Source organism: Lentzea sp. NPDC037011 (assembly GCF_055607425.1).
This window is the reverse complement of the sequence record NZ_JBVJRT010000008.1, coordinates 131,438-152,239: the sequence shown is the minus strand read 5'-3', so window position 1 is coordinate 152,239 and position 20,802 is coordinate 131,438. Positions and strand designations below refer to the sequence as shown.

Below are 20,802 nucleotides of genomic sequence, written 5' to 3'. Positions count from 1 at the left end.
CGTTGCTGCGCCTTGTTGTCCGCCTGAACGGCGTCGATCAGCGCCCGGAACTCGTCGAGCCGCAGCCCGCAGACGTCGGACCAGGTCAGCCCGAAGTAGCGGACGATGCGGGCTTTCGCGACTGCGCGCGACGCGCGGCCCGATTGGGGGCGACCGGCGCGACGGCCGGCACCGTAGGGTTTCCCTTGGCGTCCTTCGGCATCGAGACGCGCAGGTTCCGCGCCTGCTCGACGGTGAACGTGGGGTCCTCGCGCTTCATCAGGACGTACGCGACCGCCACGAGGAACTTGCCCCGGCGGGCGCCGGGCTGCGCAACGGAGTCGATCGGGGCGTCGAGGATGTCCTCAATCTCGTCGACCTCACCAACGGTGAGTTCGTCGAGGCTGTCCAAGTTCAGGGTCTTGTGCTCGCTCATGGGTCGTTCCTCTCTCGGCTACGAGCCGATGACGCGGTTGATCAGCGCAGTCATGCGCTCTTGGAAGATCGCGGTGTACTCGTCGCGCTTCTGCCCCGCCGCCCGGAAGACAGACGGCTGAGGCTTGATGCCTCGCTTGGGCCACCCGAAGTGGACGACCGCGGCGTACAGCGCGGAGCGCCCGCGGCCCATGCGGACCACGGCGCCCTTCTGCGTGGCGCTCGGGGCGACGCTCGCGGAGAGCGCACCGGAGCGACGCGGGGTGAGGCGGGAGGCGGTTGGGACCACGACAGCGGCCGTCGCCTTGTGCGCCTCTTTCAGCTCCTTGATTACGCCGGTGTCCTCAAGACCCTTGAGCGCTTGGCGAAGCTCCTTGTGGCCGCTCACGCGGACGGGGAACCGGAGCATCCTGGCCACCTCCCGAGGTGGAGCGGGACGCCCCGCTTGTGGCAGGGGTCCCGCTCGATCAGCGACCGGGTCAGGCGGTCGGGTCGGTGCCGGCCGGTTCGACGTAGGTCACGGTCACCACGTCCTGCGCGCCGTTGTGCAGCCCGACGAACGGGAGCGTCATCGTGGTCAGCTCGTCCAGCGAGGCCGCGGGGCTCTCGCCGGTGAACTGGATCGCGGGGACCTCGACCTCAAGTGAGGCCGCGTCACCGCTCGTGGACTCGGTCACGCCGGTGTACTCGACCCGCAGGCCGAGCACCTCGCCCGCGAGGAACGCTTCGTAGAGCGGGAGCGTGGCCGAGTCGAACTCGACCTCGATCTCACCCTCGTAGCTGGGCAGCTCCTTGCGCGCGGGCTGCCGCTTGAGCGAGTTCGCGCGGATCGAGCGCCGGTCGGTCTTGAGGCCGCGCGAGCCCTTGAGCGACCACTTGTTCACCGGGACCAGGGTCTCCACGCCGCCACGGGTGAGGTAGACCGCGCCAACGGTCCAGTCGTACGCGAAGCTCTCGGCCGGGTACTCGATCGGCAGCGCCGGACCGGTGTGCGAGACGTCCTGGAAGTCGAACGACGCCTTGAGGGTGAGCGCGCCTTCCAGCTCCTGCGAGAACTCCCACTCGGTCACCGTGCATCCCTTGTGGACGTACGGGACCGTGCCGCCATCCGCCTTCGGCCGGATCATCTGCGCCGTGAAGCTCGGGTTCGCCGGGTCCTTCGCCGTCTTGAACACGAGGATGGACGGATCACCAGCCTCCGGCGGGGCCGTGACGGTGATGGCGTCGAAGCACGCGCGGAGCAGCGGACCGGCGCCGGAGTCGAGGAGGTCGACCTCGATCTCACCCTCGCCACCCATGTTCACGATGCGCCGGCGGTCGGAGCGCTCGGCCTGCTGACCGGTGCGGAAGCCCTTGCTCACGATGAACTCGCGGGTGACCTTCCACGAGTCCGACTTGCCCTCGTAGCCCTTCGTCGCCGTAGCCGCGGTTCCGTAAGCCGCCTCCGCGCCGATCGAGATAGCGCCATCGGACGCCATGTGCATACCTCCTAAGAGTTGATCCGTGCGCGGATGCGGACCGTGTAGTCCAGTTGCGCGGCGGTTTGCCCGCTTCCGTTCTCGCCGTTCGTGATGACCGTCCGCAGTGGACGGACGTCGGACAGGCCCGGAACGGAACGCGGGTTGAAGTTGTCGAGCACGGCCGCGTCAAGCTCCGTGCGAATCTGCGAGACGGCTAGCTCCGCGTTGCGCGGGTCGCCGGGTGCCGACACAACGGCGCGGATCGTCAACTCCGCGGTGAGGTTGCTCGGCTTGCGTCGACCGCCGACCATCCCGGCCGGCTCGATCTCGGGCTCGACCGTCTCCGTGAACCAGACGCCCCGCGTCTGCGCGAGCTTGCCGGGGTCCGCCCACGCGACCTGAGTTCGCGGTTGCAGCGCGGCGAAGTGCGCGCGGAGCGCCTCGAACAGCGCGTCCTTCGTCGCGAACAGGACGTCAGCCACCGTGCATCACCTCCGGGGTCAGAACGGGGGCCGCTCGCGAAACTGGTTCAAGATCGCGTTCACCTCGGGCAGTGACGTCGGCCGCCAGGGGCCGCCCGCGACCGCGAGGTTTGCTTGCCCGAACTCGGTGTTGATCGACAGCGCCCGGTCCGGGATGCGCGAGTCGCGATCCACCAGCAACTGACGCGCGATCGTCCTTACCGCCCAGCGGATCGACACCGGAGGCGGGTTGGCCGCGTCCCACAGAACGCCCGTGTAGTCCTGGACCCGCGACGCGGCGAACTCGCGCGCTTCCGCAAGGTCGGTGTCCGGGAACTGGTTCTCGTCGCCGAGCCCGTCGAGCCGGCGCAGCTCGGGAATCGTGGCGAACCACTCCACGACGAACCCCCTTCCAGCCCAAGCATGAGCGGGCTACGTTGAGTTCCTCACGCAGCCCGCTCACACCTAAAGGCGCTTAGATCAGGCGCCACCCGAGGTGGCCGGCAGGGTCAGCAGGACCGAACCCGTCTTGTCCAGCAGCGCACCACCAGCACGCCTGGTGAACTTGAAGCCGACCAGGTCTTCCGAGAACCGGGCGTCGACCGAGCGCGCCACGCGGAAGCTGGACACGTACCGGACGGTGAAGCCGCTCAGGTCGGTGAACGCGATCTTGTTCGCGTTCGCGCCGTTCATCGCGGTGTCCGTCTTGACCGGCCGGTCGTACATGGTCAGCGCGCCACCGTCCGCGATGGACTTCAGCAGGTAGCGGCCGTCCGCGTCCTTGATCTTGCGGAGGCGCTTGATCGTGCTGCGACCGGCGAACCAGGTCGCGCGGGCAGCGAGCACGTCCGGCAGCTCGTAGTACACGTCCGTGATCGCGTCGAGGATCGCGGCCTCGTCCTCCAGGGACGCGGGGGCGAACCGGAGGGACGGGTGGATGCCAAGCACCGGGTCCAGCAGCGCCGTGGTGAAGTCGCGGTTCATCTGGTCCGCGATGTTCGGGCCGGCGTCACGCGCGAGGAAGTCGATCAGGCCCACGCTGTCCTCGTCCACCAAGTCCTGGGAGACCCAGGACAGGTGACCGTAGCGCCCGGTGCCCAGCTCGACCGTGCTCGTGGTCGGGTAGTTCTCCGGGATCTGACCACCCTCGACCGGTCGGCCGGTGGACGGCGCCGGCTTGACGATCGGGAAGTCGATCGTCTCACCGGTCTTGGTCGTGATCGAGTTCGCACCGGCCGTGATGAACGTGCTGCGCTCGCCGATCTGCTCCATGAGCGCGGTGTAGAGGGTCCGCATCGGGCGGACCTTGCCCTCCTGCTTGTTGGTCGCGTCGACCGTGACGCCCAACGTGGCGCGGAACTCCGCGGACTGACCGTCGTGGATCAGGGAGCGCAGGGTCGCCGCGTCGTCGCCCTTCGGCGCGAAGCCAGGGACGTTGTGCTGGCCCAGGATCTCCAGGAGAGCCGCGCGGGACTCCTCCGCGGTGCGCAGCGCGCGCTCCTCGGTCTCCTGCGCGTCGAGCCGATCGTCCAGCTTGGACAGCACGTCGAGGAGCCGGACCTCCAGGTCCGAGCGGCCTGCGTCGGCCGCACCCTGGAGTGCGTGCTCGACCTTGGCGCGCTCCTCGGCGGTCTGCTTGGCGGTGGTGGTCATAGGGGCGTTGCCCTCCTTCACTTCTGCGGAAGGGGCCGCCCCCGCGGGCTCCCCTGAGATGCGTTGAGTTCCTGTCGTAACTAGGTCACGTGGAATAGATCGCTTGGCGACCGTGGTGTCCGGGTAGGCCGGGTTCACAACCGGACCAAGTTCGTGCACGTCGAACCGCTTGAGCGAGCGGATCAGTTCACCGTCGTCGGTACGTGACCAGGCCTGGTCAGCTTCGCTGTCCGGGATGGTGAACATGAACGACGATCCGCGGAGGATCTTCCGTCCCACCAGCTCATCCACGTCACGGCCAGTCGCGGTGTCCGGGAGATCGATCTCGTACCAACCCCCGATCTCGTCCTCCCCCACGCTGAGTCCGGCACCGGACCGCGCGAGCGGGGCGCCGAAGTTGTGGTTGAAGGTCGCGATGATGTCGTTGTTGCGCAACGACTCCAGACCTGCGCCCGGTTCGACGCGCTCCCGGAAGCCCCCGAGATCGTGAGACAGCTTGTTGAAGACGTAGGCGTACCCGCGGATGAATTTCCCGCTACCGTCCGGCTTGGTCCGGACCTCGACCTCCGTCGCGTAGTCCCGGCGCTCATTCGTCATTACCGGGTACCTCCTTTGCGGTGGGCGCGCTGGAGCCACCCGCGGACAGCGGCACAGGGCCGTCCTTCGTGATGAGCGCGAGGTTGGACGGCAGCGTGAAGTACGCGCCGTAACCGGTGGGGTCCGGTCCGAGGTCTTCCCACGAGCGGACCTCGTCGCGGTTGTAGACGCCGTTGTTCAGGCCCTTGCCGTACGCGTCGAGGCGGTCGGCGAGTGAGCCGCGGGTCAGCGAGTCAAGGTTGAACTTGACGAACGCGGCAGCAGCCGCAGGGTCATCGGACACGAGCAGCTCCGTGAGAGCCTCCTCGATCCGCTCGGCCCACGCGCGAACGGCGTACTTGACGAACGCGGTGTCCTGTTCGGACAGACCCGAGCCCCACGAGGTGGAGTTCGAGGCGTCCGCGATCAGGTGCGGCGGAACGCCGAAGATTCGCGCGATGTCCGGCACCTGGAACTGCCGCGTCTGGAGGAACTGCGCCTCGTCCGGCGTCACGCTGAGCTGCGTGAGCTTCGCGTCCTCCATGAGGATGCCGAGCCCGAACCGGTTGCCCTTGCCCGCGTGGATGCCACGCCACGTAGCGCGAGCCGCCTTGAGCCCCTTGTCCGACATGGTGCCGGGGACGCTGATCACGTGGCGCGGCTGAGCGCCGTTCGCGAAGAACTCGGCGCCGAACTCCTGAGCCGCGAGGCTGAGCCCGATCGTCACCTGAGCGGCCTTGATCGGCGAGACACCGATCAGCGAGCCCGCGAGGATGATCCCCGGAATGTGCAGGATGTCCTTCGCCGGCAGCGCCCCCACGACGTCGACAGCGCCGTCCTCACCGCTCACGGCCAGCTCGTAGACGAGCTTCCGCCGAGCGCCCGAGCCGACGTACTTCGGCGTCACCATCGACGCGGGGATCACGTCGAGCCACCGCACGCGGCCACCCGCCCGGGTGATCAGGATGTACGCGTTGCCCTCAAGGAGCAGCGACGTCAACACCTGCGACATGAACGGGATGCGACGCATGTCCGGACTCGGCTTGACCAACCACGACGGTCGTGGGAAGCCCTTACGGCGCCCGCCCTGCCGCTGGTAGGAGTCGAGCGGCGTTGTACTGAGCGCGTCGGTCAGCAGCCGGACGCAGGCGTACACCGCGGACACAGCAAGCGCGCCCTCCGGCGTCACGCTCTGGCCCGGTGTGGAGTCGGTGACCCAGCCCATGAGGCCGGACGTGTCGGTCACCTCGGTTGCGTTCACGGTCTGCGAGCGCGACTCAGCGCCCACGAAGTCGAGGAACCCCACTACCTACGCACCCCCCGCGAGCGGGCGATGCAGTAGGCGAGCGCGAGGAACAGCAGGCCCATCACGATGTCGCCCGCAGGCGCGTTGATGTCGCCCACGCCACGGACGATCATGTAGCCGCCGGCAATGGCAAGCAGCTCAAGACAGTTCCGACGCACGAACCCGACCAGCGTGTCCCACGCGGTGCAGAACCACGTCCCCGCGGCGGAAGCGGGGCCACGGAGCCGCCGCAAGAACTCAGGCATGTAGCCCCCTTCCGGTTGATCACCACATGTCGTCGTCTTCGTCGTCCCAATCCGGGGTCGCGTCCACAAGGAACCCGTCCGAGGACTTCTCGCTGTCGCGGTAGAGCTGCGCGCGGTTGAGTGCCATGAGGAAGGCGACCGCGAGGTCAATGTGCCGCCGGGACGTCGGCGACTCCTTGGTGATCCGCTCGCCGCGCGCGTCCTGCTTGATCACCGCGTTGCCGATGTGCCGAGCTAGCGCGGGGTCGCCATCGTGCGTGACCAGACCGTCCACAATGGCCGCGTATCCCTGCTGAGTGGCCGGCACCATGCGTGCCACGCTGTTCGGAAACTCGACCATCGGAAGGCCGTCGTCCGCGAGCATCTGCGCTTGCACGCTGAACCACGCGGGGTCGTACGCGACCTCGCGGACGGTGTAGGTCTTGCAGACCTCGCGTACGCGCTGCATCACCTCGTAGATGGGCGTCCGCCAATGCGGGTCATCGCGAGGTGCCTCCCAGTGCCCGAGCTTCTGCACGTGGAGATCCGAGAGTCGGACACCGACAATCGCCGTGGAGTCGTTACGCCACGCGGCATCGGCCGCGACCACGATCACGTCACCAGCGGCGAAGCTGCGTTCCGCGTCCTTCCGGTCCGCCCACGCGTTGTGGGGCAACCAGGTCGCGCCGCCGCGGACGAACATGTTCAACCGGTACATCCGGAAGTTCGCTTCCGGCGTGCGCTTCACGGAGGCGGCGAAGTCCTCGTGATTCATGATCGACCACGAGGGGTTGCAGCGCTTCCACACCGCCGGGTCCGTGTGGTCCACGACCTCACCCGGCTGCACACCGAACCAATGCGACCAGAACGAGGGGTCGTCGACCTCGCCCGACCGGACGCGGTGACCGTGGTCCACCAGCTCCGCGAACGGACCGTCCGGGTGGGGGCCGGCCGTCGAGATCACGAGGAACAGCGGCTCGTTACGCTGCGCGGAGCCGAGCGTCAGCGCGTCGAACAAGTCAGACGTCTTGGCTTGCGCGTACTCGTCGACCACCACGAACGTGGGGTTGAGACCCTGCTGGAGCCCAGCGTCCGCGCTGACGGTCGTGAACATCCCGTTGTTGTGGTTGCACAGGATCTTGTCCCGCTGCACCGTGCACATCTCGCGCAGCACCGGCGACGCGAGCACCATCCGCCGCGCCTCGCGGAACAGGATGCGCGCCTGGTCGCGGGTGTTCGCGGCGCACACGACCTCGGGCGACGCGTCGCGGGTGTCGGCACACAGGTGGTACAGCGCCAAGGCCGCGGCCAACTGTGTCTTGCCGTTCTTCCGCGCGATACCCAACACGGCCGTGCGGTGCTTCCGCTTGCCGTCCGCCCGGACGGTGTAAATCTCGTCAAGAACCTTGACCTGCCACGGCAGCAACCGGAACGGACGACCGAGGTACGAGCCGCCGAGCGTCAGGTGCTGGATGAACCGCGCAACGCGGCGGCCCTCAGTGCGGCACTTCGGCTTGGGGAGAGTGCGCAGATTCACGCGACGTCACCCCCAGTCGTCGTCGTCACCGCCCAGAATGTCCTCAAGGGACTTGCCGGGGAGCGCGGCAGCAGCGAGGCCGAGCCGTAGTCGGGACTCCAAGTTCAGGCCGAGCGACGATTCGATCGAGCGGAGTTCCCGCTCCGTCGACTCGACGTAGCGCAGAAGAGGGTGAACGACCGTCTGCCCCATGCTCCCGAGCGTCGTGAGCCCGTCACGCCGCAGCTCGTCGAGCAGCTCCGCGCGGCGATCGTGCAGCTCGCAGTAGCGCTGAACGACGAACCGGTCCGTGCTCGGGTTGTACGCGCCGGCTCCCGCCTTCCACACCTCGCGCCAGACCTCGCGGCCGGTGTCGCCGAGCTTCGCGGGGACGCGGGGGGCTCGGCCGGTGTGAACGGTCGGGGCCGCGGCAACATCGGCAGAGCGAGGGTTACCGGACGGGTCGGCTTTCGCGCGAGACATGCGGCACCCCCTCCAACGCGGTTGCAGCACAAGGAAACCCGCTCGTCGAGCGAGTAAGCGGGGAGACGAGGAATCGAACCTCGGCCGCAGTTGGTCCAGCGCACCCGTACGGGCCGCTCTGCGTGCTGCCACTACACCATTTCCCCTTTGACGCGCACGCCCCTAAACAGCGGTCGGGCAGCGGCGCACGTAGCACCACCGGACCGCTCCGCAGGCGTCCCCACTCGGGACGTGCGCGATTGCTCCCCCGGCTGGACTCGAACCAGCAACCACCGCATTAACAGTGCGGTGCTCTGCCATTGAGCTACGGAGGATTGAGACGTACGTACCCCGGTCTGTCACCGGGTCGGATTTCGAGGTACGCACGCCGGTCAGTGCAGCCGCTAGTACCACTCGCACGCAGGCTTCACGTCCGCCGTGGGTGGTACTAGTGGTGCAGGTCTTGGTACCGCACGCGCTACGCCCCGCCGATCAGTGGAAGGACGGGGACGACTACGCGGTGAGTGCGCGCGGAAGTGCGGTCGCTACTTCATGCACATGAAGTAGGAGGCGTTGTTAAGCGTCATCGCGGCGACGTTGACCGACGCAGGGAACGAGCCCTGACCAGCGAGGTACGTCGACCGTGCGGCGCCTGCATTCATCAAGGCCGGTGACGTGGTCAGCGGAGCACCCGCGATCCGGCCCGCACCCGAACCGTTCCACAACAGCGCGACGCGGTAGAACGCACCACGAACCACCGAGACCGGAGCGGAGAGCGGTACCGACTTGATGCCGGGAGCCGTCCACTGTGCACCCGCGTTCGCGCTCTGCCCGAGCAGCGCGACCGAGCCGGCACCGTCCGCGTAGAGCGCCACACCGGAGAAAGCACCGGGGCCGCTCGCGGCCGACGTGACGTGGAACCCGATCTCGGAAACCACGCTCGCCGAGCCGCGGTAGCGGAACCGGATCATGAGCAGCGTCCCGGCGTTGTGCGGGAAGTCGGTCGAGCAGAGCTGAGGGTCCACCGTCCACTCCGCGAACCCGGCCGCGGAAGGCGGGTACAGGTCGAGGTCGCCGAGCCTGTCGACCGCCTCGTCCACGTAGGCCGTGGACGCGAGCCCTGCGACCGCAGCAGCGACCGACGCGGAGGACGCGAGAGGCGCAACCGCAGAAGCGAGTTCAGCCTCCGTCACGACGGGTGCGAGGGCCGCGGCTAGCTCGTCGTCAGTCGCGTAGCCCGCGAGCGCGGACGGCCGGACGTAACGTGCGTCCGCCTGGTCCTGCGTCAGCGCGCCGAGCGACTCGGCCGTCACGGTGCCGCCCTCGAACCCGAGGGCCTCCGCGGTGAGCGGGACGTCACCGTGCTCGTCCGGCTTCACACCGGCGACCGTGCGCACCGGAACGTAGGTACCCGGCACCGGCTCCTCGGTGATCGCGGTCGCCACGTTGACCGAGCCGGATGCGGGGACCGTGAGCGTCTTGGACGCGGTGTACTCGGGGAGCCGGACCAACACGCGGTAGGTGCCGGCGGGGAGCGTCTTGGAGAACGCGCCGGCGGTCACCTCGACCGTGACGGGGTCCGGGAGGACTGCGCCCTCCGGGAGCACGAGCAGCGCGACCGCGGCGAGCACGACCAGGCCGGCCGGGTCGGAGCCGTCGCGGTTCCACCACCGGCCGTGGAAGGTGCCCGTTGGGGTGCCGGTCGGGAGCGCCATGTGTCCCCCTTCCGTTGGAGCCCGGTCCGAGCGGGGAACGCACCTGCGACACGGAGAGAGGGACGCGTCATTGCAGGGCTCAACCCGCCCGAACCGGGGCTTTAGGGCCGCTTAAGCGGCGTTTACTGCCTGTTACGAGCCTCGTTTTCGGGGCCGCTACACCACGTCATCAGCACGTTTGCGCAGGTCAGACCGGGTGTGAAGATCATCAAAAATCGGAACCGCACTCAGGGGGAGTGCAGAAAGGAGCCGGGGTGTTCTAGAGGGCCTGTCCGGCCGAACTTTTTCCCCACCCTAGCCCCTGACCAGGGGTTTTGTCCGTCCACTTGCAACGCTAGTCTGTCTACAGTGGACGGTGCCGCCTCATCACTCTATGTGCATCCTCGTCAGCCCCCTTGCCCCCGTGACAGGTGACGCAGAGTAGCTGCAAGTTGGCTGCCTCATCGCAGCCACCATCGGCCAGAGCGATGACGTGGTCAACGCGGATGAGCGACGCGGGGAAGACCACGCGGCAGGCCGCGCACCGACCAGCGCCGGTCTTGTTGACCTGGCGCCGTAGTGCGATGCGTGCACGCTCGCGTCCCGGCTGTCGAGTGCCAGCACCACAACGGGCGCACTGACTCGATCGGGGCACGGCGGTACCGGGGCAGGTGCGGCAGGCCCGTTGGGTCATGACCCCCACCCCCTCTAACCAGTACTCCCCCTGCGCTATTCACCCCCTCCCCCTGCGCAGCGCCCTGACCTGCGGTTACGTACCCGTCCCAGCCGGTCCAAATATCCGTTACTCACCTGTTACCCGCACGCGGAGCGATCACGTCCCGCGCACCTGCACGTGGTTGTTACGATAGGTTCCTCGCGCACTAGGATCGCCGGAGGTACACACATGGCAGACGCGGACTACCCCTACAACGCCGTGGTCGGCGAACTCGAACGCCTCATCGGCAAAGGGCAGTGGCTCGCGCTGACCGTCGACCTGATTCACCAGATCCTAGGGGAAGACGCGTCGCCTGAGACGATCCAAGCCGAGATCATAAACCGACTGGACACCCTCCACCGGAACAACCTCGTCCCCCGCACGCTCCCCAAGCGCATCCCCCGCACCCCCACCCCCTGATGCGTTGAGTTCCTCACTCAACCGCCTGCGTCAAGAGGCACCGGCTAGCTACTCGGCCGGTGCCTTTCGCGTGCTCGGAGGGCGGTCACAAGATCAGCAGTAACGCCGGGGGCAGGGCGGGGGTCGAGCGGGCAGGGCAGGACCCTGCCCGTAGGTGGTTGGCCTGGGAGGCTTCCATCACCGCTACACCCCCTCTGACCTGCGAAAGTGTCGGAAGTGACGGAATCGGCTCGTTTCCAGAAACCCTATAGCTCTCTCTGCTCTATAAGAGATTCTGAAAACTAGGTGATTCCGTCACTTCCGTCACTGGGGCTCCGCACCCGCGTTAACCCCAGTGCTCCTCGGGGTCCGTCTCGTCGTGCCCCGCGGAGGGGTCGGCCGGCTCGCCCATGTCGAAGCTGAGCCGCGCGGCCCAGTTCGGGTCACCCCGGCGAGCCGCGGGGGCTACGGTGACCCGGACTCCGGCATCCAGCAGCAGCGCGGACTTGTGCATGTCGTCGGACACCTCCCACTCATGCCGGTAGGTGATACCGGTCTCCACAAGCCGCGTGGACGGCGGACGGAACGGCTGCGCTTCAAGGGCTTCTCGCCGCTCCTCCAGGGCTGCGTACATCTCGCGGAACTCGCGGTTGCCGCGGTCGCCTCGGTACAGGCCGGCTTTCCGGTCCTCGCGGAGGTCTGCGAGCGCTTCCTCAACCTCTGCAAGCTCCGCGCGGTTGTCCGAGCCGGGATCGACCTCGCGCACGACCGTGAAGCGGTCGCCTACACGCTTGAGGAACTGCTCCTCGGTCCAGCTCTCGACACCCGGCCCCGTGATGGACAGCCCCGGACAGTCCGTTCCGTGTGTGCGCTTGGAGATGCACCGGTAGACGAACACGACAGCGCTCGCCCGCGCCAAGAGGCTTCGGTACAGGCGGTACCCGCACCGCCCACAGAAGACGATCCCCAAGAGCAGCGCTGCGTCCTTCGCCCGCTGAGTCCGGCTCGGCGTCACCTCTTTCAGCCGCGCCTGTAGACGCTCCCACGTCCACGTGTCGATCAGAGGCTCGCCGTAGGTGATCGGAACACCGTCCGAGCCGCGAACGAGCTTCCCCGCGTGCACCGCCCTTCCGCGGAGGCTCTCGGAGCGGAGGATGTACGAGACCCCCCGTTGACTCCACCTAGGCGCGGCCCTCTCCGCTCGCTTGGTGTCCGTAAGCCGCTCGCCGAGCGGAGACGGGACTCCGCGCTTGTTCAGGTCGTCCGCGATCGACGTCCGGGACTCGCCGTTGAGAACGCGAGTCACCATTTCGTCCACGATCAGCGACTGCTCAGGATGCGGCTCAAGGGCGAACCCCTCGCCGCTTGGGTGCGTGGCGAGCTGATAGCCGTACGGCACGCGACCGGCCCCCCAACGGCCGACAGTGCGCATGTGCTTCCGTGCACGCAGAATCCGGCTCTGGATCAACTCGCCCTCCATCACCGCGACTTCCGCGAGCACGGAGCCGACGATGCGCCCAACCGGGGTCCCGAAGTCGATCACGTCCCCGCCGAGCTGGAGACAGACCAGCCGGACGCCGTTCTCTGTGGACCACTTCATGAGCGCGGGGAAGTCGTGCGGACGTCTGGCCATGCGGTCGATTGACCGGAAGATCAGCGCGTCGTACAGCTCGGGGTGCCGGAGCCAATGCCCGAGTTCCTTGCGTTCCCAGGGGCTAGTCTTGATTGCGGATACGTCCATATCGGACGGTTCTCCAACAACGGTCCAGCCCCGTTGGGTCGCGTACGCGTACCCGTCGATTCCCTGCGTGATGTCACCGGTGCTGCCTTCACGCTTCCTGGAGAGCCGAGCGGCCACTACAGCCCGCAAAGGCGCCTGACCTGCGGTTTCAGAGCCTGCCATGCGCCCATCATACATAGGTAATCCGGTACTTTCCACAGCTCGATCGTGTTGCCGACCGCCGATGCGAACGCTGCCCTGCGTACCCCCGTCATCGTTCCAGCCTGGTGGAGGGATTGACAGTGCGCAATGGCCCGGTCACCCTTCGTCCTACGTTCCTACTGTTCAGTAACGAGGTAGCAATGACGCGCCGAGTGACTGTTGTCTCCGTGCTCACCGCCCTGGTCGCCGCGTTCCTGGCGCCCGCGGCCTCCGCCGCGCCGCAGTACCGCGAGTACGTCTCGCTGGGCGACTCGTTCGTCTCCGGACCGTTCATCCCGCTGCAACGGCTCGACCCGCTCAGCTGCTTCAAGTCCACGCAGAACTATCCGTCGGTGCTGGCCCGGCGGCTGAACGTCGCGAGCTTCACCGACATCTCCTGCGGTGGCGCGCAGACCAAGGACATGCTGGGCGTGCAGTCCGGCGTCCCCGGCCAGTCCGTGCCGCAGTTCTCCGCGCTCAAGGCCACCACCGACCTCGTCACGGTGTCCATCGGCGGCAACGACATCGGCTTCTCCGACATCATCCTCACGTGCGCCGCGAAGAGCGTGCTCGACCCGAACGGCGCGCCCTGCAAGGCGACCTACGGCGACCAGCTCGCCCAGCGCGTCGCCGCGACCGCCCCCGAGGTGGCCGCCGTGCTCGCCGGGATCAAGCAGCGCTCGCCCGCCGCGAAGGTCGTCGTGGTCGGCTACCTGCGCATCCTGCCGTCCTCCGGCGGCTGCTGGCCGGTCGTGCCGATCTCGCGCGGCGACGTGCCGTACCTCGACGGCGTGCAGCAGCAGCTCAACGCCATGCTCGGCGCGCAGGCCCAGGCCGCCGGTGCCACGTTCGTGAACCCCTACGACATCAGCGCGGGCCGCGACACGTGCGCCGCTCCGTGGGACAAGTGGGTCGAGGGCATCATCCCGACGAGCATCGCGTTCCCCGTTCACCCGAACGCCAAGGGCATGGCGGCGGTCGGTGACCAGGTCGCCGGCGCGCTCGCCGGGACGGAGCTCGCGGGCGTCTAGTTGCACGCCGTGAGGGCGGTTTACACGATCCGGTGTTACCGCTGAGTTGAATGGAGTTCCGGGTCCTCGCCACGCCATGGTGGTGGCATGGCAAGGACCCGACTTCTGCTCGCCTGCCTCGCGCTCGCCGTTCCCCTGGTTCCCGCGACCGCACAGGCAGCGCCCTTCCTCCCCGCATCCGGCCTGGTGCTGACGGTGCAGCCGGAGATGGGCGCCCTCAGCACCACGCAGCTGCAGTGCGACCCCGCCGGCGGGCTGCACAAGCACGCCCAGCAGGCGTGCGACCAGCTCACGCCGGTCGACGGCGACTTCCGCAGGCTGGAGGACACCGGCGCGATGTGCACGATGGAGCTGAACCCGACGAAGGCGATGCTGCGCGGCAAGTGGCGCGGCAAGAGGATCGACTTCCAGCAGGTGTACTCGAACCCGTGCGCCGTGCGCGCCCACACCGGCAAGGTCTTCGACTTCTGACCCCCTGACCGCGCCACCGGTGTTCCAGCGCACCGCCGTCGTGCTGGAGCACCGGTGGCGTTCAGCTCGCTCCGCCTAGGCTGCGGCCATGGGGGACTTCCTGGTCTACGCGGTCGGCTTCCCGGCCACCTTCCTGCTGCTGGTGCTGGGAATGGCGCTGGCCGCGCGCCGCATCCTCGGCCTGCGCGTCGGCCTGGTCCGCACCGCGCTCATGTGCCTGCTGGCCATGTCGATCGCCTCCGGCCTCTTCGGCACCACCACCGCGGAGCCCTCGCCCGCGCTGGTGAGCGTCCAGCTCGGACTGTCGCTGCTCGTCGTGATCGGGCTGCTGGCGCTCGCCGAGGTGCTGGTGCCGACCGGCTCGATCCCGCCGGTCACCGAGTGGTGGGGCCTGCTCCGCCGCCGGATCGCCCGCACCCGCCGGTACTCGCGCATCACCGCCATCGCGTTCCGCCACGGCCTCGGCCCCTACCTGCGCGGCCGGGAACGCACCGACACCGGCCTCGCCCGGTCGCTGCGGCTCGCGCTGCAGGACGCCGGGGTGACGTTCGTGAAGCTCGGCCAGGTGCTGTCGACCCGCTCCGACCTGCTGCCCGCCGACTTCGTCGCCGAGCTCAGCCTGCTGCAGGACGAGGTGTCCGCCGCGTCCTGGGAGTCGGTGCGCGCGGTGCTCGACGCCGAGGTGGGCGTGGACGCGTTCACCTCGGTCGATCCCGAACCGCTGGCGGCGGCGTCCATCGCGCAGGTGCACCGGGCGGTGCTGAGGACCGGTGCCGAGGTCGTGGTGAAGGTGCAGCGCCCGGACGTGCGGGCGGTCGCCGAGGGCGACCTGGACATCGTGGGCCGGCTGGCCGAGACGTTGCAGCGCACGCGGTGGGGTGCGGCGCTGGGCGTGCGGGACCTCGCGAACGGGTTCGCGGCGGCGTTGCGCGAGGAGCTGGACTTCCGGGTGGAGGCGCGCAACATCGCGGCCGTCTCCGCCGTCGCGGACGCCTCCGTCGGCCTGCCGCACGTGCACCTGTCGACCGAGCGCGTGCTGGTGATGGACCGCCTCGACGGCGTGCCGGTCCGCCGTGCCGCGGCGGACGAGGGCCTCGCGCGCACGCTGCTGCGGTTCGTGCTGCGCCAAGTCGTGCTCGACGGCGTCTTCCACGCGGACCCGCACCCCGGCAACGTCCTGCTGCTCGCCGACGGCCGCCTGGGCCTGCTCGACTTCGGCTCGGTCGGCCGCATCGACTCGGCGCTGCGCTCGGCGCTGCAACGGCTGCTGCTCGCCATCGACCGCGGTGACCCGGCCGGCCTCACCGACGCGGTGCTGGAGCTGACCTCCCGCCCCGAGGACATCGACGAGCAGCGCCTGGAACGCTCGCTCGGCCAGTTCATGGCCCGCCACCTCGGCGCCGGCATGCGCCCGGACGTGGAGATGTTCGGCGACCTGTTCCTGATCGTGTCCCGCTTCGGCCTGAGCATCCCGCCGGAGGTCGCTGCCGTGTTCCGCGCCCTGGCGACCCTGGAGGGCACCCTCGGCGTGCTCTCCCCCGGTTTCGACATCGTCGTGGAGTCACGCGCGTTCGCCGCCGAGCAGATCTCCGAACGCCTCACCCCCGAGTCGGTCCAGCGCACCCTCACCGAGGAGCTGCAGGCCGTCCTGCCCGTGCTGCGCAGGCTGCCGCGGCGCGTCGACCGCATCACCGGCGCCGTGGAACAGGGCCGCCTGAGCATGTCGATGCGCCTGTTCGCCGACGAACGCGACCGCGCCTACGTGACCGGCCTGCTGCACCAGGTGATGCTGACCGTCCTCGGCGCGACCGCGGGCGTGATGGCCGTGCTGCTGCTCGGCGCCGACGGCGGCCCGCAGGTCGTGCCGGACCTGGGCCTGCACCAGGTGCTCGGCTACAACCTGCTGATCATCTCGGTGCTGCTGGGCCTGCGCGTCGTCGTGGCCGTGTTCCGCCCGCGCCGCGCCTAGGTCCTTTGTGCACGGGCCGCGGTGTGAGCGCTGAGCACCGGAGCGGGCACCGGTGCGTCGAGACGACACACGTTCGGGTTCCAGTCGCTGAACCCGCGCCACTGGCGGATTGTCCGGCGCACCGCGGTGGGCGACCATCACCCGATGAGTTGTGAGACGGGCGTGCGGTGGAAGTGGATACCGTTCGTCGTGCTCGGCTTCGTGCTGCTGAGCTGGATCGTGTTCGAGGCGCTGAACCTGATCGACTTCGAGGGGGTCGTCACCTGGGTGCGCGGCATCGACCCCGTGTGGGCCGCGGCCGTGATCTTCGCCCTGCTCGTCGTCGACGTCCTCCTGCCCGTGCCGTCCACTCCGCTCATCGTCCTCGCCGGAACCGCGTTGGGCCTGCCGTTCGGCCTGGTGCTCGCGGTCGTGGGCTCCCTGGGCTCCTCCGCGGCGGGCTACGCACTGGGCCGCTTCGCACGCCCGTGGCTGGTGCGGCGCGTCGTGACCATCGAGGAGCTGCGGGAGATGCGGCGGTGGGGACGGCAGTTCGGGCCCTGGTTCTTCGGGGTCGCACGCGGAATCCCGATGATGGCGGAGACGGTGTCCGTGTCGGCCGGGGTGTCGCGGGTGTCGTTCGGGACCTTCATGACGTCCACCCTGCTGGGAACCGTCCCGATCTGCGCGGCCTACGTCTTCGCCGGGTCGCGGGCGGACACCGTCGAGCAGATCGTCATGATCAGCGCATTCGGTTTCCTGGCCACCGCCGGGTTGTTCTACCTCCTGCGGCGTTTCGTGAAAACACCGTAAACCGCTTGCGCGGTGTGGTTTCCTGTAGTCAGGCCCGGTGCGCGGCAGAGGGTTACTTCGGTATCTCAGGTTCGACTCCTGAAGGCCGGCCAGTCCGGCTCTTCGCCCACCCCGGTGGGCAGTCACCTTCTGCGCCTTGACCTCGGGCCACCCTTCTGCCACGCCACCGAGTTCCTGAGAACAATTCGGTGGCGTGGCGTGGTTGTCTGCACGTGCACCCGGTGCGAAACCTTTCACCGCAAATGGGGCGGTCGCGGGTTCGAATCCCGTCAGCCGGATTCCTGTCCGCTGTGCGCTCCCCCGTCTCGCCTCCCGAGGGGGAAGAGCCATGTCGAAGTTCAACGTCCTGAAGGCGCGTCCGTTCGGGAAGAGCCCCATCGGGTCGAAGCGGTCCGGCCGCACCCACGAGGGCGGCGCCGGCTACGAACGCACCGCGCTGGGCGAGCTGTTCCTGCTGGCCGTGTCGAACATGGGCGGCGAGCAGACGTTCTACGAGAGCGGCGGCACCCGCGACGAGCGCTACGCGCAGTTGGTGCGCACGGCGGCGTTGCAGGATCCCGAGTGGACGGCGCGGATGCTGGCGTGGCTGCGCGGCGAGGCGAACATGCGGACCGCGGCACTGGTCGGCGCCGCCGAGTTCGTGAAGGCGCGGCTCGAGGCCGGTGCCGACGCGGGCGTGACGAACCGCGCGGTCGTGGCGTCGGTGCTGCAGCGCGCGGACGAGCCGGGCGAGCTGCTGGCCTACTGGACCGCGGTCCACGGCCGGACCGTGCCGAAGCCCGTCAAACGCGGCATCGCGGACGCGGTGCGGCGGCTCTACGACGAGCGGTCGGTGCTCAAGTGGGACAGCGAGGCGCGTGGTTTCCGCGTGGCCGACGTGCTGAACCTCGTGCACCCGTCGCCGAGCACGGCCTGGCAGGGCGACCTGTTCCAGTACGTGCTCGACCGCCGCCGCGACCCGGACGTCACCGTTCCCGAGTCGCTGCGGACCGTCGCGGCACGGCGGGAGCTGATGGCGTGGCCGGTCGAGCAGCGCCGGGCGTTGTTCGGGCGACCGGACGCGGCGGACGCGCTGCGGCGGGCCGGGATGACGTGGGAGTCGGTGGCCGGGTGGTTGCAGGGTCCGATGACGGCGCGGGTGTGGGAGGCACTGGCACCGTCGATGGGTTTCATGGCCGCGATCCGCAACCTCAGGAATTTTGACGAGGCGGGCGTGTCGGACGAGGTCGCGGCGCAGGTCGCGGCCCGGCTGGCCGACCCCGGCCAGGTGGCGCGGTCGCGGCAGTTCCCGTTCCGCTTCCTCTCGGCGTACGAGGCGGCGCCGAGCCTGCGCTGGGGCCACGCGCTCGACCGGGCGCTGCAGGCGTCGCTGGGCAACCTGCCGGCGCTGCCGGGCCGGTCGCTCGTGCTGATCGACACCTCGGGGTCGATGACCTGCACGGGCTACTCGGCGCGTTCGAAGGTCACGCCGGCCAAGGCCGCGGCCGTGTTCGGCGTGGCGCTCGGGGCCAAGGGCGAGCAGGTCGACGTCCACGGGTTCGCGACCGGCGTGTTCCGCCACGAGCTGCGGCGAGGGGCGTCGGTCATCAGCGAGGTCGACCGGTTCCTGGGCAGGGTCGGTGAGGTCGGGCACGGCACCGACGTCATCGGTGCGCTGAAGAGCTCGTACCGAGGGCACGACCGGGTGTTCATCATCTCGGACATGCAGACGGTCGCCGGGCCGGGCGGTGCCGGGGTCGACGACGTCGTGCCGCGGCACGTGCCGGTCTACGGGTTCAACCTGGGCGGGTACCGACAGGGGGCGTTCGCGTCGGGCACGGGGAACCGGCACGAGTTCGGCGGCCTGACGGACGCGACGTTCCGCGCGGTTCCGCTGATCGAGGCGGGGCGCGACGCCGACTGGCCGTTCTGAGCAGGCAGGCCCGCACACGCGCTGTGTGCGGGCCTGCCGTTCGAGCGAGCACTAACTTTTCGTAAGTGCGATGGGGTACCCTCGCGGACATGGAGTTCACCGTGTTCGCGAAGGCGTGCCCGTCACGTCCCACGCTGGAGCACGTCACCGGCCGGTGGGGCAGCCTGACGCTGAGCGCGCTGGTCGACGGGTCGCTGCGGTTCAACGAGCTGCGCCGCCGGGTCGACGGCGTCAGCGAGAAGATGCTGTCCCAGACGTTGCACGCGCTGGAGCGCGACGGGCTCGTGCACCGCGACGCGCAGCCGACGAACCCGCCGCGGGTCGACTACAGCCTCACGCCGCTCGGGCGCGAGACGGCGGAGAAGCTGATGGCGTTGATCGTGCTGCTGGAGTCGCGGATGCCGGACGTGATCGAGGCCCAGCGCCGGTACGACGCCAGGCCCTGACCGGCCTCAGCACTCGATGACGTTGACGGCGAGACCGCCGCGCGCCGTCTCCTTGTACTTCACCGACATGTCCTTGCCGGTGTCCCGCATGGTCTTGATGACCTTGTCCAGCGACACGAAGTGCGAGCCGTCGCCGCGCAACGCCATGCGCACCGCGGTGATCGCCTTGACGGACGCGACGGCGTTGCGTTCGATGCACGGGATCTGCACCAGGCCGCCGATCGGGTCGCAGGTGAGGCCGAGGTTGTGCTCCATGGCGATCTCGGCGGCGTTCTCGACCTGCTCCGGGGTGCCGCCGAGGACCTCGGCGAGACCACCGGCGGCCATCGAGCACGCGGAGCCGACCTCGCCCTGGCAGCCGACCTCGGCGCCGGAGATCGAGGCGTTCTCCTTGAACAGCACGCCGATGGCGCCCGCGGTGAGCAGGAACCTCACCACGCCGTCGTCGTTCGCACCGGGCACGAACCTGGTGTAGTAGTGCAGGACCGCGGGCACGATGCCGGCCGCGCCGTTCGTCGGTGCGGTGACGACCCGGCCGCCTGCCGCGTTCTCCTCGTTGACGGCGAGCGCGAAGAGCGTGACCCAGTCCATGACGCGCAGCGGGTCGGTGACGAAGTGCTCGCCCTCCAGCCGTTTGCGCATCTCGGCGGCGCGGCGGCGGACCTTGAGACCGCCGGGCAGGATGCCCTGCTCGGTGCAGCCGCGTTCGACGCACTCCTGCATCACGTGCCAGATGTGCAGGAGCCCGGCCCGCACCTCCTCCTCCGAGCGCCACGACAGCTCGTTGGCCATCATGATCTCGCTGATCGACAGGCCGGTCTCGCGGCAGCGCGCGAGCAGCTCGTCGCCGGTCAGGAACGGGTGCGGCAGCGGGGTCGAGTCGGGTTTGATGCGGTCGCTGCCGGACGCGTTCTCGTCGACGACGAAGCCGCCGCCGATCGAGTAGTAGACGGCGTGCTCGACCGGCTCGTCACCGCGGAACGCCTCGAAGCTCATGCCGTTGGGGTGCAACGGGAGCGACTTGCGGCGGTGCATGACGAGGTCGCGGTCGTGCGCGAAGCCGATCTCGTGCGTGCCGCCGAGCCGCAGCCGTCCACTCGCGACGATCTCCTCGACGCGGTGGGCGGCGGCCGCGGGGTCCACCTCCTCCGGGAGGTTGCCCTCCAGGCCGAGGAACACGGCCTTGGGGCTGCCGTGGCCGTGCCCGGTGGCGCCGAGCGAGCCGAACAGCTCGACGTGCACGCGGTCCACTTCGGACGCGCGGGCACCGAGCTTCTCGACGAACATGGCGGCGGCGCGCATCGGGCCGACGGTGTGCGAGCTGGACGGCCCGATGCCGACGGAGAACAGGTCGAAAACGCTGATCGCCACTGATCAGTC

General features: G+C 69.0%; 21 protein-coding genes, 1 tRNA gene and 1 pseudogene. 7 read left to right on the top strand and 16 right to left on the bottom strand.

Annotated elements, in window-relative coordinates:
* Positions 1–85: 85 nt before the first annotated feature.
* From ACZ7CH_RS25455 to ACZ7CH_RS25390, 14 genes and pseudogenes are all read right to left on the bottom strand, one after another.
* On the bottom strand, positions 86–415 hold the full coding sequence (locus tag ACZ7CH_RS25455; RefSeq protein WP_470375065.1) for a hypothetical protein: 330 nt from the start codon (positions 413–415) through the stop codon (positions 86–88).
* A gap of 18 nt (positions 416–433) precedes the next feature.
* The gene (locus tag ACZ7CH_RS25450; RefSeq protein WP_470375064.1) at positions 434–823 is read right to left on the bottom strand and encodes a hypothetical protein; all 390 of its coding nucleotides are present in this window, start codon (positions 821–823) and stop codon (positions 434–436) included.
* Positions 824–893: 70 nt separating this feature from the next.
* On the bottom strand, positions 894–1,892 hold the full coding sequence (locus tag ACZ7CH_RS25445; RefSeq protein ID WP_470375063.1) for a phage tail tube protein: 999 nt from the start codon (positions 1,890–1,892) through the stop codon (positions 894–896).
* 11 nt (positions 1,893–1,903) lie between these two features.
* A complete protein-coding gene (locus tag ACZ7CH_RS25440; protein ID WP_470375062.1) occupies positions 1,904–2,356 on the bottom strand; it encodes a hypothetical protein in 453 nt (150 codons plus the stop codon).
* Positions 2,357–2,374: 18 nt separating this feature from the next.
* Complete coding sequence (locus tag ACZ7CH_RS25435) at positions 2,375–2,734, bottom strand: hypothetical protein (RefSeq protein WP_470375061.1); 360 nt, start codon at positions 2,732–2,734, stop codon at positions 2,375–2,377.
* Between the two features lie 81 nt (positions 2,735–2,815).
* Positions 2,816–4,585, bottom strand: a complete 1,770-nt coding sequence (locus tag ACZ7CH_RS25430) for a phage major capsid protein (protein ID WP_470375060.1) — start codon at positions 4,583–4,585, stop codon at positions 2,816–2,818.
* Positions 4,575–5,870 (bottom strand): phage portal protein, encoded by a 1,296-nt coding sequence (locus ACZ7CH_RS25425; protein ID WP_470375059.1) that lies wholly within the window; start codon positions 5,868–5,870, stop codon positions 4,575–4,577. Before ACZ7CH_RS25425 ends, ACZ7CH_RS25430 begins: the two co-directional genes overlap by 11 nt.
* Entirely contained in the window at positions 5,870–6,115 is a 246-nt protein-coding gene (locus ACZ7CH_RS25420; protein ID WP_470375058.1) for a hypothetical protein, read from the bottom strand. The genes ACZ7CH_RS25425 and ACZ7CH_RS25420 overlap by 1 nt, the downstream gene beginning before the upstream one ends.
* A gap of 19 nt (positions 6,116–6,134) precedes the next feature.
* Positions 6,135–7,520, bottom strand: coding sequence for a terminase large subunit domain-containing protein (locus tag ACZ7CH_RS25415; protein WP_470375057.1), 1,386 nt, complete (start codon positions 7,518–7,520; stop codon positions 6,135–6,137).
* Between the two features lie 117 nt (positions 7,521–7,637).
* On the bottom strand, positions 7,638–8,093 hold the full coding sequence (locus ACZ7CH_RS25410; RefSeq protein WP_470375056.1) for a phage terminase small subunit P27 family: 456 nt from the start codon (positions 8,091–8,093) through the stop codon (positions 7,638–7,640).
* Positions 8,094–8,151: 58 nt separating this feature from the next.
* A pseudogene (locus ACZ7CH_RS25405) lies at positions 8,152–8,239 on the bottom strand.
* Positions 8,240–8,335: 96 nt separating this feature from the next.
* Positions 8,336–8,407: transfer RNA gene (locus ACZ7CH_RS25400), tRNA-Asn, on the bottom strand.
* A 210-nt stretch (positions 8,408–8,617) separates the two neighbouring features.
* The gene (locus ACZ7CH_RS25395) at positions 8,618–9,787 is read right to left on the bottom strand and encodes a hypothetical protein (RefSeq protein WP_470375055.1); all 1,170 of its coding nucleotides are present in this window, start codon (positions 9,785–9,787) and stop codon (positions 8,618–8,620) included.
* Between the two features lie 343 nt (positions 9,788–10,130).
* The gene (locus ACZ7CH_RS25390; RefSeq protein WP_470375054.1) at positions 10,131–10,460 is read right to left on the bottom strand and encodes an HNH endonuclease signature motif containing protein; all 330 of its coding nucleotides are present in this window, start codon (positions 10,458–10,460) and stop codon (positions 10,131–10,133) included.
* A gap of 210 nt (positions 10,461–10,670) precedes the next feature.
* Here ACZ7CH_RS25390 and ACZ7CH_RS25385 point away from each other — a divergent pair, with 210 nt between their 5' ends.
* On the top strand, positions 10,671–10,901 hold the full coding sequence (locus tag ACZ7CH_RS25385) for a hypothetical protein (protein WP_470375053.1): 231 nt from the start codon (positions 10,671–10,673) through the stop codon (positions 10,899–10,901).
* Between the two features lie 325 nt (positions 10,902–11,226).
* Here ACZ7CH_RS25385 and ACZ7CH_RS25380 read toward each other — a convergent pair whose 3' ends face one another.
* Positions 11,227–12,783, bottom strand: a complete 1,557-nt coding sequence (locus tag ACZ7CH_RS25380) for a recombinase family protein (RefSeq protein ID WP_470375052.1) — start codon at positions 12,781–12,783, stop codon at positions 11,227–11,229.
* A 179-nt stretch (positions 12,784–12,962) separates the two neighbouring features.
* Between ACZ7CH_RS25380 and ACZ7CH_RS25375 the strand changes: the two genes are divergently transcribed.
* The 6 genes from ACZ7CH_RS25375 (at position 12,963) to ACZ7CH_RS25350 (ending at position 19,422) form a co-directional block, all read left to right on the top strand.
* Positions 12,963–13,832 (top strand): SGNH/GDSL hydrolase family protein, encoded by an 870-nt coding sequence (locus ACZ7CH_RS25375; RefSeq protein WP_470370190.1) that lies wholly within the window; start codon positions 12,963–12,965, stop codon positions 13,830–13,832.
* 87 nt (positions 13,833–13,919) lie between these two features.
* Entirely contained in the window at positions 13,920–14,303 is a 384-nt protein-coding gene (locus ACZ7CH_RS25370; protein WP_360395251.1) for an SSI family serine proteinase inhibitor, read from the top strand.
* A gap of 88 nt (positions 14,304–14,391) precedes the next feature.
* Positions 14,392–16,272 (top strand): ABC1 kinase family protein, encoded by a 1,881-nt coding sequence (locus ACZ7CH_RS25365; RefSeq protein ID WP_470375051.1) that lies wholly within the window; start codon positions 14,392–14,394, stop codon positions 16,270–16,272.
* A gap of 144 nt (positions 16,273–16,416) precedes the next feature.
* Positions 16,417–17,064: a TVP38/TMEM64 family protein gene (locus ACZ7CH_RS25360; RefSeq protein ID WP_360395247.1), complete on the top strand. Its 648-nt coding sequence runs from the start codon at positions 16,417–16,419 to the stop codon at positions 17,062–17,064.
* 328 nt (positions 17,065–17,392) lie between these two features.
* Positions 17,393–18,976, top strand: a complete 1,584-nt coding sequence (locus tag ACZ7CH_RS25355) for a vWA domain-containing protein (RefSeq protein ID WP_470375050.1) — start codon at positions 17,393–17,395, stop codon at positions 18,974–18,976.
* A gap of 89 nt (positions 18,977–19,065) precedes the next feature.
* Entirely contained in the window at positions 19,066–19,422 is a 357-nt protein-coding gene (locus tag ACZ7CH_RS25350) for a winged helix-turn-helix transcriptional regulator (protein ID WP_360395243.1), read from the top strand.
* A 6-nt stretch (positions 19,423–19,428) separates the two neighbouring features.
* Here the strand turns inward: ACZ7CH_RS25350 and ACZ7CH_RS25345 are convergent, their stop codons facing one another.
* Entirely contained in the window at positions 19,429–20,793 is a 1,365-nt protein-coding gene (locus ACZ7CH_RS25345; protein ID WP_360395241.1) for an L-serine ammonia-lyase, read from the bottom strand.
* Positions 20,794–20,802: the final 9 nt, after the last annotated feature.